Origin of the sequence: Vibrio sp. JC009 (genome assembly GCF_029016485.1) — a bacterium.
Lineage (GTDB): Bacteria > Pseudomonadota > Gammaproteobacteria > Enterobacterales > Vibrionaceae > Vibrio.
On sequence record NZ_CP092106.1, the window covers coordinates 2,445,716 to 2,458,902 of the forward strand.

Sequence of the window (13,187 nt, forward strand, 5' to 3'; positions counted from 1 at the left end):
ATCTCCCTGAGTAAGCTTTTGACGTTGTTTAAAATTTAGTTAGTTACTGGTTCACCAGCTCTTTTGTTTTTGTAGAAGATCCCGCCTTTCAGAGTCTCTGGTAGTGAGAACCAAAGCAGACCGGCAGCAATCCATACGATTGGCGAGCCCCACATTGCGGTAGTAAGGTCGGTACGGTCTTTGATGAATACAAGAACCATAGGCGCCCACATACCAATAATACGACCACCGTGGAACAGTGCAGCACCAAAGCTACGCAGATGAGCCGGGAAGAGTTCTGAGAAGTAACCACCCCATACTGCACTTGAAGAAAGACCAAAGTTGTAGATAAGACCAAGCAGAGCCAGAAGGTTCAGGCTACCGATTGTTACATCACTTGGCGCAACGAAGAAGATAGATGCCATGACGCCCGCAAGGATAAAGCCGAATGCGTTTACCTTACGACCGTACTTATCAGCAATCGCACCCCAAACCCATGCACCGAACAGGCTGCCGAATGCAGAGATTGAGAAGATGATACCAACAGTCGCACCGTCAAACATGCGTACTTCTTTCAGGTAAGTGGTTACGAAGCCACCGAAGAACTGATAACCGTAGAAGTTCAGGCCAGCCAGAAGCAAACAGGAGATAGTGATCTTGCGGTTTTGCGCATTGAACATTTCACCCCATGAACCTTTTTTCGAAGGAGCGCTGTCAGTAGCGGATTGCTCCTGCTCTTCTTCACCGTAAGCAATCACTTTCTTGTCAGAAGGAAGAATAAATACCATTACTACAGCAGCAGCCAGAGGAGGAATACCACCAACCCACATAATGCTTTGCCATGGTGCATCAATGCTTGAAATAAATGCTGCATACGCACCCATTACCATCAGTGCCAGTGAGAACATACTTGATGCAAAAGCCGTCAGTTTACCGCGCACGCTTGGCTTAAACAGGCCAATCATGGTTGATACCGCTACGGTGAAATAACCACCCAGAGAGATACCGATAATAAAGCGCATCAGAGCCCAGGTAGTGTAGTCAGTGAACATCATATTGATGATGGTTGCACCACCGTTCAGTGCTGTGATCGCGATAAGAGTAGATTTTTTACCAAGGTTTGTTGCGAACCACGCACAGCTTAATGCACCGATAAGTGCACCAACTGACTGCCAGGTATAGAACTGCGCTGTATCAGCAAGTGTAATGCCATCGTAAGCTTCAACGATATATGGGCGAACATAGTCAACAATTACAAAGTTGTAGCAGTAAAAAAAGTAGCCAACCAGTATTGCAAGGTAAGCTGCGATTCTCTGCACTAATGGAACTTCGTTCATGTGTATTTTAGAAGTCATGAGCGATTAATCCTCTGTCTGGGTATTAAGTTTTAGTCTCTGTTTATCTGTTTGGCTAAATCGGAACAGAATTAGCCGACGGAGGAATATTACCCAGAATACCCACACCCTAACTGTGACAATGATCAAATTAGAAATGAATACGTACCCAAAATAATAAAATGCGTGATCCAGATCTACTGAGCGGACAATTATGTAACCGTGATGTTAAACCCAGGTATAAAGGTGATAAAAATCACATTTACAAGCCTGTTTGCGTATAAAACTTATCCGCAAATTCCGTTTTATGAGTAAAATAGGCGCCACGAATAAAACTGGTACGAATAAGGCAAAAACAAAATGGTTACGTATTCAAGCTTTGCAATCATGGGGTTTTATGCTGCTGCTACTTTATTAATCAGCTATATAGTGAACCGAAAAAGTGCTGCGAGAGGGGATTTTTCCACCGGAGGAAAGCAGTTTGGCTGGTTTACAGCCGGGGTATCCATCCTGGCCACTTACATCAGCACCATGACTTTTCTCGGCCAGCCGGGCTGGGTTTACAACACAGGGATGCAGGCATTTGCCATTCATCTTAACTACCCTATCGTGATCTTTTTTGCGGTGGTGTTTTTTATCCCTGTCTTCTATAAGCTGGGGCTGACCTCCATTTATGAGTATCTGGAGCACAGATTCGGCATTGTTGCCCGCACCATCAATTCGCTGGTGTTTATCCTGGTACAGTGCATTTCGGCAGGTGTTATTTTATACGCCGTTTCTCTTATCCTTGTTCAAATCCTGCCGGTCTCAATACAAGAAGCCATTATCTATATCACCCTGTTTACCGCGCTCTATACCTATTCAGGCGGGATTTCCACGGTAATCTGGACTGATATGCTTCAGTCCGTTGTACTCTTTACCGGCTGCGCCTCTATTTTCGCTATTTTGTTGTTTAATCTTCAGGATGGCGCTGGTGCCTCACAGCTGGCCGAGCTGACTGAAAAGGCCACCATTGTTAATCTGGATTTTGATCTGGGTGTGGATACCACCCTGTGGGCAGGGGTTGTCGCCGTTGCCTTTCTGCACCTGAGCGTTTACGGCTCCAATCAGCTTATTATCCAGAGAACGCTGGCAACAAAAAATGTTGAAACCGCACAGAAATCTATGCTGGTTTGCGGGTTCGGCGCTTTCTTTATCTATCTGTTCTTTAGTGTGATTGGCGTTCTGCTCTACCTTTTCTATCAGGGGCAGAGCTTTGAAAACAGCAACAATATTATTCTGGACTTTGTGTTCAATCACACCAATCCGGTTGTGGTCGGTCTGATTATGTCAGCGCTTGCCGCGGCGGCTATGTCCACTCTGGATTCCACCTATAACTCCATCGCAACCGTGGCAACCTTTGATATCTACAAGCGCTTTATTAATAAAGACAGAGCAGACCACCATTACGAAGGTATCGCCCGTAAACTTAGTCTGGTTACCGCAGCTATCGTGGTGATCCCGGCGCTGTTTGCGATTTCCAATGAATCGGTTCTGAAAACCATCGCCAGCCTGACCTCGGTTTTTGTCGGCATCCGTCTGGGCTCTTTTGTGCTGGGGCTGGCCTTTGATAAAGCGAATGAGAAGGGAGTCATCGTTGGCAGTATTCTCAGCATTATTGCTATCGCTATCTGCCGCAATATGGATGTTTCCTGGCCCTGGTTTGCCCCTGTTGGTACCGCTGTATTTCTGATCTCCGGCCTTTTCACCAGTTATTTCTGGGGAAGCAATACAGAAGATCAGCTAAGCTTTATTCAAAAACAGAAACTTCTGTACCGTAAACCTACTACCAGCCAGCTATCCTTGCTACTATTTGCGGCAATTACAGTTGGCTTATGCTTTTATATACCTGACTGGCTGCTGGCAGCCCTGTCCTAGTGAGTAAGTTCCATGCTATCTATCTTTGATATCTACAAAATCGGAGTTGGTCCATCCAGCTCCCATACTAACGGCCCGATGATTGCCGGATACCAGTTTGCAAACAAGCTGGATTCCAGGCTGGATCAGGTATCCAGAGTTCAGGTTGACCTGTACGGCTCTTTGTCTCTGACCGGTATCGGTCACCACACTGACAGAGCCACGATTCTGGGCCTACTGGGCAATAAGCCTGACGCGATTGATATTGCTGCAGCAAATAAACTGATGGCAGACAGTATCAAAGCCGGTGAGCTGCCTTTACTCGGAAAGCGCACCGTAAAATTTGATCGTGATGGCGATATTCTGTTTCATACAGATAACCTGCCGCTTCATGAAAACGGCATGAGTATTTCTGCATTTGATGCAGAGGGTCAGTTGGTTGAGAAAGAAATTTACTACTCAATTGGCGGGGGCTTTATTGCCACTGCTGATGAACTGCAGCAAGGCAACAGCGGCGGCTCAGAAACCGAAGTGGAGTTTCCGTTTCATTCAGCCGAAGAGCTGTTGCAGCAGGCCGAAGATAACGGTTTCTGCCTTGGCGGGCTGGTCATGCGCAATGAGCTGGCTTTCAGAACTGATGAAGAGATTAACCAGATGACAGATAAGATCTGGAAAGTGATGTCTTCATGTGTCACAACAGGCCTGGAAACCGAAGGAATTCTGGAGGGCGGCCTGAATGTCACCCGCCGTGCACCGGCCCTGCTGAAAAAGCTGGAAGCTAACCGCGCTCTGACCAACGACCCAATGGAAATCATGGACTGGATTAATGCTTACGCCTTTGCCGCCAGTGAGCAAAATGCCTCCGGCGGACAGGTGATCACCTCTCCGACCAACGGCGCTTCCGGCGTTATCCCGGCCGTACTCATGTACTACAACCAGTTTATCCGCCCTCTTGATACTAAAGCCCTGCGCGACTTTATTGCCGTTTCCGGTGCCATCGGCATTCTGTATAAAACCAATGCGTCCATTTCCGGTGCTGAAGTAGGCTGTCAGGGTGAAGTGGGCGTCTCTTCTTCTATGGCAGCAGCGGGCCTGACGGCCCTTAGAGGTGGCAGCAACGAGCAGATCTGTATCGCCGCTGAAATCGCCATGGAGCATTCACTGGGAATGACTTGTGACCCTATCGGTGGTCTGGTTCAGGTTCCTTGTATTGAACGTAATGCCATGGGCGCAATTAAAGCAATTAACGCATCACGTATGGCGCTTAAGCGCACCAGTAAGTGTCTGATCTCTCTGGATAAGGTGATTGATACTATGTATCAGACGGGTAAAGATATGAATAAGAAGTACCGCGAGACCTCGCTTGGCGGGCTTGCCGTAATTCATATGGCCCCGCCGTGTGAGTGAAGACTGGCTTTATCTCCCCTCACCTAAAAGCTCCCGAAATCCCTCGTTCCCACGCTCCAACGTGGGAATGCATATCTGACTAAACAAACCCAACATAATCAACTTGTTACGCCATTCACAAAAGCGTAAAAAAGAAGACTATACCGCTCTCCTCTGGCCTCGGTCTGCATTCCCACGCTGGAGCATGGGAACGAGAAAATGCTAGTAATTTCAGAGTTCTAGCTTACCAATCAAATCCTTCAGACTCTGCTCTGCGCCATCAAAGTCATAACCCTCAATCGCATCCACAATTTTTCCTGCATCCTGCGCTAACGGCGAACTGCTTAGCTGCTGCTCCAGTTTCTGAGCCACAACCCGCGCTTCAGTATCGTACTCTTCTATCAGAGCCTCTAAAGCGGCAATCGTCTCTTTTACCTCACCCTTGTTACAGCTGGTTTCTACCGCTTGCTTCTGCACTCCCGAATAGAAGGCTTCCAGAGCTGAAACGATAGGGGTAAGTTTGGCAGTCAGCTCCTGCAACACCTGATCAGCCTGTTCCGACTTCTCGTTACATGCCTGCTCCAGTTGCTCCGCCAGTTGCTGAATTTCACCGGCTCCGATTGTACCGGCCGTGCTTTTCAGAGTATGCGCCTCACGTTCTGCACTATCCCAGTCCTGTTCCCTGACGTAAACATCAAACCTTTCCGGCAAACCTGCATTATTGTTGGCAAATAACTTCAACAGCTTATTGTATAAAGACTTGTTGTTTTGCGTCCGTTTAAGACCTTCTTTCTGATCAATGGAATCCAGCAGCGGAATATCCTGCACTTCTTCAGATGACTCGTTTACAACCGGCTCTTTTCTGGACGGATTAGGTTTTATCCATTTCGCCATAGTGACAAACATATCTTCAACATCTATCGGCTTGGCAATATGGTCATTCATGCCCGCTGCCAGCACTTTTTCTCTGTCTCCCACCATAGCGTTTGCTGTCATCGCGATAATAGGCAGAGCGGCGTACTTCTCTTTTTCACGGATATGCCTTGTGGCAGCGTAACCATCCATCACCGGCATCTGACAGTCCATAAGCACGCCATCAAACTCTTGTCCAGCAACCTTCTCCAGTGCTTCTGCGCCGTTATTTGCAACCGTCACCTTAATTTCGGCTTTTCGCAGCAGTTCCATAGCCAGTTCCTGGTTCACCTCGTTATCTTCTACCAGAAGAATGTGCGCGCCACGCAATTTATCCTGAGCCTCATTCAGAAGCTGAGGCTTATCTGCCGACCTGTGCTCAAAGACCACCTCTTTACCAAGCGCAATCAGAATGGAATCGAGCATACTCGATGGCGTGATCGGCTTATTCAGAATACCGTTCACGCCCAGATTTTCCGCAGATTCGGACAGTTGCTCCTTGCCATAAGGTGCCATCAGAATCGCTTTCGGTTTATTGATGATATTCGGATTGTTTTCGATTGTTCGTACCGTATCCAACCCGCTAAGTACCGGCAAATCCCAATCAATTAGCAATACATCAAACGGATTGGGCTGATCAACAATTTCCAGTCGTGATATCGCCGTTGCCGGGCAGTCTTCAGTTACAACATCAAAATCCAGTCCGGTTAGTTGCTGTGCGTAGATGGCCCGCGAAGTGGCGTTGCTAGCAACTACTAAAACACGCAGCTGACCTACCTTGTCCGATACCTCTTTGCGGAAATCCAGCTGACGTTTCTGCTTACCCAGTTTGGCAGTAAAGAAGAAAGTAGAGCCAACACCAGCCTCACTCTCAACCCAAATTTCCCCGCCCATTAGGTTAACAAAGCGCTTGGAAATGGTCAGGCCAAGCCCTGTGCCTCCATATTTCCGGGTTGTAGAAGAATCCGCCTGGGTGAATGACTGGAACAGCTTGCTCTGTTGCTCAGACGTCATGCCAATACCATTGTCCTGAACAGCAAACTTAAGAGTAACCTCATCTGCTGACTCCTCCGCCACAGAGAGCTTAACCAGAATCTCCCCCCCGTTATCGGTAAACTTAACGGCGTTGTTCCCCAGGTTGGTCAGTACCTGGCCCAGACGAAGTGAGTCACCGATAAGTGCCGTTGGCAGTCTCGGTTCAATATCGAAGTTAAACTCCAGATTTTTTTCCTGTGCCCTTAGTCCAACCAGGTTACCAAAGTTTTCGATAACCTCTTCCAGCCGGAACTCGGCACGCTCAATATCCATTTTCCCGGCTTCAATTTTAGAAAAATCCAGGATGTCATTGATAATGCCTAAAAGGGATTCTGCACTGCTGCTCAGTCTTTCAACATATCCGCGCTGCTGCTGGCTCAGTTCCGTATCCAGCGCCAGGTTAGCCATACCAATAATGGCATTCATCGGAGTACGGATTTCATGGCTCATATTGGCAAGAAAGTCTGATTTCGAACGATTGGCAGCCTCTGCTTCCAGTTTGGACTGATGCAACTCATCTTCATGCAGCTTTCGCTGGGTAATATCACGGGCAATCCCAAGATATCCCTGACTCTCGCCATCATCATCCACCATAGGCGCAAGCATGAGATCCAGAAGCATCTGCTGATTAGTAGACTTATCCTCAACCCACTGCTCATAGTTCTTCATCGTACACTCTTCACGGATCAGACAGTCTGTTGCCTGAATCTTCTGCGCCAGCTCCGGCGCATAATCATAAACCTCGGTATCTCTGCTGCCGACAATCTGCTCTTTGGTTTTTCCTGTAATTTTCGCGAAGGTCGGATTCACATCGGTGTAAACACCATCGTTATCTTTCACAAACAGGGCGTCAGGAATATTGTTAAACAGAGTGACCAGAGTTCTGCGTTTCTCTTCGGACTCTTCATTGGCCTTTTTAAGATTATCCGCAAGAGTTTTCATTTTTGACTGCGCTTTACGGATATCCATCATCAGCAACAGAAGAGTGACAGCAAACACCACGGCCACAATAAAGATAAAGTCGGTTTTCTTGCGTGACGACTCCATTGTTGCGCTGGATATTTCCTTGTACGCAAGCAGCATATCACTGGCATTGACCACCGAAACCGTCATGATGCTGGTATCATCAGAGTTCGCCATATCCAGCTCAACCACCTCTTTAAAAAAGGTCATATACTGGTTCACGTAAGAGATGAAAGTTTCTACCCCTTGTCTTTGCTCCTGATCGTTAATTTCTGAAGCGAGCTCCGATGCACCTGATACCAGATGGCCCAACTTTTCCGCAACCGTTCGGGCATACATAGCCTGCGTACGAGATGAGTCCAGTTGAGAAAAATCCTTCTCCATCTGGATAGATTCATTCAGATCTTTTAGCAATTCATCAACTTCGCTATATATCCAGACGCTCCTGCCAAGCTCACCCTGCTTTTCCGCCAGCTCCAGACGTTTACCGGTCAGCACTCTGTCCTGATTGGCTTTCAGATCAAGCGTATAGCTGACAAGCTCACTTAACAGACGATTCATGGATTTGTATTCAGCGCTGCCGGTTACAGCCTGATCTTTTGATGTTGCATATTCATTTCTGACACTTCCCAGCACACGCATATAAGACTCATAAGTTGCACTAAGATCGCCGACAAGCTCCAGACTCTGACTGTTTTTTACTGTGTACATCAGGCCTGAAATCGTCTTCGACATCGCCTGACTCTCGGTCAGCATATATTCCAGATCATCCTTGCGGTGAGAATTGGCAAAGCGGGTTTCATAAACCTGAGTACGGTCGGCCAGCACAATGATATCCGTGACGCCTTCGGTATTTCCGGAGATCACATTTATCCGCTCAGTCAGAGCTTTAATATCAAGACGTTGCTGTTCTGCCGTTTTCTGCGCACTGATTTTCTGCTCTTTAATCAAATGAAGCGCTTTGGTGGCAAAATCTGAAACGGCGCTTCTCAGCTCTCCTGCAGCGCGGCGCTGGCTAACGAAATTAGAAAAGTGATCCCGGTAGCTATTCAGTTCATCGATAAAGATCTTTACTTCTTTACTCAGCCCTTCCAGCTCTTCTTCTATCTCATTGTCATAACGGTTAAGAATACTAAAAATTTCATCAATGGAATCAAGGGTTTTCTGAGCTTCTGAATCCAGGTTATCTCGGGTATAGGAAAGTTCATGCAATCTGGCAGTGTTCAGGTGATATACCAGCTCATCGGTCAGGGCATAGCGCTCTACTGCTGAAAAATATTTATCAGACCAGTAAAAGATTCCGGCAATAAAGATAACTACCGTAACGGTGACAAGCGAAACCAGATAATGGCCTCGCTTGAAGATATTTTCGTTAACCAAGGTCGTCTCCTCAGAGAAAGGGATAGCTTTCGGTTTACAGGGAAAGTTTAATGATCAGCGTATTGCTGCATGATCTCAATAATATCCGGCACACATTCTATAAACAACGGTACCAGAGAAGGGTCAAAATGTTCACCCGCTTCTTCCTGAATTAAGTTTAACGCATCTTCCACAGACCAGGCCTTTTTATAAGGACGTTCACTGGTCAATGCATCAAACACATCCGCTATGGCAATAATCCGGGCAGTTAATGGAATTGCTTCCCCGGATAAACCATAAGGATAGCCCTTACCATTCCATTTTTCATGGTGATAAAGCGCCACTTCACGAGCCATATGAAGCAGAGGAGAAGCATGCTCGCCAATGATCTCTGCACCGTATTCCGCATGCTTTTGCATCGTTGCCCACTCATCAGCATCCAGCTTTCCCGGCTTTAACAAAACACCGTCCGGGATGCCAATTTTACCAATATCATGCATGGGAGCTGCGTTGTACAGAAGATCAATCCAGGCTTCATCATCAGACAGTTTACGGGCAAGAAGCTGAGTATATTTGCTCATGCGGACGACATGCAGCCCGGTTTCATTGTCTTTGTATTCAGCAGCACGACCAAGCCGGCGGATAACCTCAAGCCGGGTATCATTTAGCTCAGAGGTTCTGACACGGACCAGTTTTTCCAGGTGGCGGGACTGATCATACAAACTCAGTTGGGTTCTGACACGGGAAAGGACTATAGGCGCACTAATTGGCTTGGTAATGTAGTCCGCAGCACCAACAGAAAAGCCGTACTCTTCATCTTCAGTTGCCGTCTTTGCAGTGACAAAGATAACCGGAATCTTGCAGGTATCAGGGTCTTGTTTGAGCTTTTTACAAACCTCATAGCCATCAATCTCAGGCATCATAACATCAAGAAGGATAATATCGGGGCGAGGCGTAGCTTTGGCAATCTTCAGTGCAATTTTGCCATTAAGTGCTGCTTTTACCCGATATTGCTCCTTCAGTACTTCGCTCAGTACATCAATGTTTTCCGGCGTATCATCAACGACCAGTACCGTTGCTTTCTCTTTTGCCATGGTTTCAATCCCCGTATTGATACGATCAATTGTAAACCATGCAGCATATAAGAGCTATATATGAAAATAGTTATTTACTGCTCAGCGACAGCGGTGTCGTCATCCTGACTCTTAATCGCATTCCAGACCGCTTTTACAAGCGTTGCCAGAGGGATAGCAAAGAAAACCCCCCAGAACCCCCAAAGCCCGCCAAACACCAGTACTGAAACAATAATCATCACCGGGTGAAGGTTTACCGCCTCGGAGAAAAGCACCGGCACCAGCACATTACCGTCCAGAGCCTGAATAACGGCATACGCAGCCAGAAGCCAGTAAAACTGCGGAACCACGCCCCACTGGAACAGACCTACGATAGCCACCGGCACGGTAACAGCCGCAGCACCAATATATGGAATAAGAACCGACAAGCCCACAGCCACACCAAGCAATACCGAGTAACGCAGGTCAAGCAGAGCAAAGGTAATATAACTGACGCTGCCCACAATCAGGATCTCCAGCACCTTACCGCGAATATAGTTGGAGATTTGCAGGTTCATCTCCTTCCACACTTTGGTAGCCAGTCTGCGGTTTTGTGGCAGGAAACTGCTCAGCATATTCAGCATCTGCTCTTTATCTTTCAGCAGGAAGAAAATCAGCAGCGGAACCAGAATAAGGTAGACGACAACAGTCGCAAGGCTGACCAGAGAAGCAAGAGAGCCTTTAACAACTGTCTCACCCAAGCCAATCATCTGGTTTTTCGCGTTTTCAAACGCAGATTCTACGATTTGCAGGTTGGCCAGTTCCGGATACTCTTCCGGCAACTTGGCAACAAACTCCTGAAGCCCGATATACATGCTCGGAATATCATTCACCAGATTTCCAACCTGATGCCAGATGGTCGGAACCAGACCAAAAAAGGCAATCAGCATAATACTGATAAATACAATCAGCACGACGATAACAGCAATGGTTCTGGGTACACCCACCTTAATCAGCTTCATCACCGGCCATTCAAGCAGATACGCCAGGACAATAGCCACCAGCAGTGGAGCCAGAAGATGGCCAAAGAAATATATGGTTATAAATCCAGAAAAAAGTATAACGACCAAACTGACCGCATGAGGATCTGAAAAGCGACGTTTATACCAGCGATTTAGCATTTCCAGCATTAGATGTGATTCTCTTTTTCGTTATGGTTCAAGCAGGTATTCCAAATACGGGCTTTCATTCTGCTTCCCTTTGCTTATTATAGGAAACCTATACTCTAAGTCTTTTAAGACTATGTTAAAGGTTTTTTTCCTTCAGTGGGATACTTTCCCCCATATTTAAAGCAATATAAAGAAACCAAGCGACAACTTTGATGTCATATAAACGTAGTTATTTCATCCGGAGCAAAAAAACTTTTATGTTAAAAAAAGTAAGTGCAACCATTGCCTTATGTGTTTCAGCCGCCATCTGCGCGCCTTCGGTATCTCTGGCAAACAATCTGGAACTACCTGATATAGGTACCGCTGCGGCCGGCACTCTGACTATTGATCAGGAACTGATCTATGGTGACGCCTATATGCGCATGATTCGTTCCGGTCAGCCGGTCATTAATGACCCTGTTCTGAACCAATATATCTCAAACCTTGGGCACAAGCTTGTCGCCAATGCATCCGATGTAAAAACACCCTTTCACTTTTTTATGATCCGTAACCGGGCAATCAACGCATACGCCTTCTTTGGCGGATATGTTGCACTGCATTCCGGACTTTTCCTGCATGCCAAATCAGAAAGTGAGCTGGCATCTGTGATGGCTCACGAAATAGCCCACGTCACTCAAAGACACCTGGCCCGGAGCATGGAAGAGCAGGCGCGGCGCTCTCCGGCAACTATCGCCGCTCTTGCAGGATCGCTGCTTCTGGCTATTGCAGCTCCTGAAGCAGGTATAGCAGCGATAACAGCGACCACAGCGGGACAGATGCAAAGCTCAATAAACTACACCCGCAGTAACGAAAAAGAGGCAGACCGTTTTGGCATCAGCACGCTGGCTAAAGCCGGCTTTGATGTCAATGCAATGCCGGCCTTCTTCAGCCGGCTGGCCGATGAATACCGTTACGCAAGCACACCACCACCTATGCTGCTGACTCACCCGTTGCCGGAAGATCGTATTACCGACTCACGGGCAAGGGCGCAAAGCTATCCGCCAATGAGAGTACAGCCTTCTCTTGAGTACCACCTGGCAAAATCACGAGTTGTAGCCCGTTACGCTAACATCAAACCTGAAGCCGCACACGACTGGTTTGACAGAAAGCTAAAAAAAGCGTCAGAAGAGCTGAAAGTTGCATATGAATACGGCAAAGCTCTGGTTTACCTGGATAACAAGCAGCTGGATCTGGCTGAGCCAATTTTGAAAAAGCTGCTTAAACAGGATGCTGTAAACGAGTTCTATCTGGATGCGCTAAGCGACTTTTATATCTATAAAAAGTCACCGGAAACTTCGGTAAACATGCTGAAGAAGGCGCTGACACTGAAGCCAAATAACCCGGTGCTTATGCTAAACCTTGCCAATGCTGAGCAGGAGGCGGGCAACAACCAGGCTGCTATCACCCTGCTACAGAAATATACCCATGATAACCCAAGCGATACCAATGGCTGGCAACTGCTGGCAAAGGCCAATAACAGCCTGGGTATCACCGACGAAGAGCTGGCTGCACGGGCAGAGATCTTTGCATTAAGGGCAAACTGGAACAAAGCACTGATGAACTATACTCAGGCAAGCCAGATTGCGGAACTGGGCAGCTTAAAGCAGGCAAGGTACGACGCCCGGATTGATCAGCTCATGGTTCAGCGGGACAGATTTTTATCCCTACAATAACTAAATCTTAAGGAAAGCTTATGTCAGTCGTGATTTATCACAACCCAAGATGCTCAAAAAGCCGTCAGACACTGGCGCTGTTAGAAGAAAATGGCGTCACACCTGAAGTGGTAAAATATCTGGAAGATGTACCTTCTGCTGAGGATTTAAAAGCGTTGTTTCAGCAACTGGAGTTAGCTGAAGTCAGAAAGATGATGAGAACCAAAGAGGCGGTTTATAAAGAGCTGAATCTGGGCAATCCGGAGCTAAGCGATGAGCAACTGTTTCAGGCTATGGCAGAAAACCCTAAGCTGATTGAAAGGCCTATTGTGTTGGCGAAAGGAAAAGCCAGACTTGGCCGACCGCCGGAGCAGGTATTAGAGATACTGTAAAAGAAAAAAGCCGGACAAG

General features: G+C 47.2%; 8 protein-coding genes. 4 read left to right on the plus strand and 4 right to left on the minus strand.

The window, feature by feature from the left end:
- Positions 1 to 35 precede the first annotated feature (35 nt).
- The gene (locus L3Q72_RS10880; RefSeq protein WP_275129971.1) at positions 36 to 1,334 is read right to left on the minus strand and encodes an MFS transporter; all 1,299 of its coding nucleotides are present in this window, start codon (positions 1,332 to 1,334) and stop codon (positions 36 to 38) included.
- A gap of 339 nt (positions 1,335 to 1,673) precedes the next feature.
- Between L3Q72_RS10880 and L3Q72_RS10885 the strand changes: the two genes are divergently transcribed.
- Positions 1,674 to 3,230, plus strand: a complete 1,557-nt coding sequence (locus tag L3Q72_RS10885; RefSeq protein WP_275129972.1) for a sodium/solute symporter — start codon at positions 1,674 to 1,676, stop codon at positions 3,228 to 3,230.
- 12 nt (positions 3,231 to 3,242) lie between these two features.
- Complete coding sequence (locus L3Q72_RS10890) at positions 3,243 to 4,616, plus strand: L-serine ammonia-lyase (RefSeq protein WP_275129973.1); 1,374 nt, start codon at positions 3,243 to 3,245, stop codon at positions 4,614 to 4,616.
- Positions 4,617 to 4,826: 210 nt separating this feature from the next.
- Here L3Q72_RS10890 and L3Q72_RS10895 read toward each other — a convergent pair whose 3' ends face one another.
- The 3 genes from L3Q72_RS10895 to L3Q72_RS10905 all read right to left on the minus strand — a co-directional run bounded on the left by L3Q72_RS10895 (position 4,827) and on the right by L3Q72_RS10905 (position 11,106).
- Complete coding sequence (locus L3Q72_RS10895; RefSeq protein WP_275129974.1) at positions 4,827 to 8,885, minus strand: response regulator; 4,059 nt, start codon at positions 8,883 to 8,885, stop codon at positions 4,827 to 4,829.
- A gap of 47 nt (positions 8,886 to 8,932) precedes the next feature.
- Positions 8,933 to 9,958 (minus strand): two-component system response regulator, encoded by a 1,026-nt coding sequence (locus L3Q72_RS10900; RefSeq protein WP_275129975.1) that lies wholly within the window; start codon positions 9,956 to 9,958, stop codon positions 8,933 to 8,935.
- 74 nt (positions 9,959 to 10,032) lie between these two features.
- The gene (locus L3Q72_RS10905; RefSeq protein WP_275129976.1) at positions 10,033 to 11,106 is read right to left on the minus strand and encodes an AI-2E family transporter; all 1,074 of its coding nucleotides are present in this window, start codon (positions 11,104 to 11,106) and stop codon (positions 10,033 to 10,035) included.
- A 236-nt stretch (positions 11,107 to 11,342) separates the two neighbouring features.
- Between L3Q72_RS10905 and L3Q72_RS10910 the strand changes: the two genes are divergently transcribed.
- The gene (locus L3Q72_RS10910) at positions 11,343 to 12,797 is read left to right on the plus strand and encodes a M48 family metallopeptidase (RefSeq protein ID WP_275129977.1); all 1,455 of its coding nucleotides are present in this window, start codon (positions 11,343 to 11,345) and stop codon (positions 12,795 to 12,797) included.
- 20 nt (positions 12,798 to 12,817) lie between these two features.
- Complete coding sequence (gene arsC / locus L3Q72_RS10915) at positions 12,818 to 13,168, plus strand: arsenate reductase (glutaredoxin) (RefSeq protein ID WP_275129978.1); 351 nt, start codon at positions 12,818 to 12,820, stop codon at positions 13,166 to 13,168.
- Positions 13,169 to 13,187 lie beyond the last annotated feature (19 nt).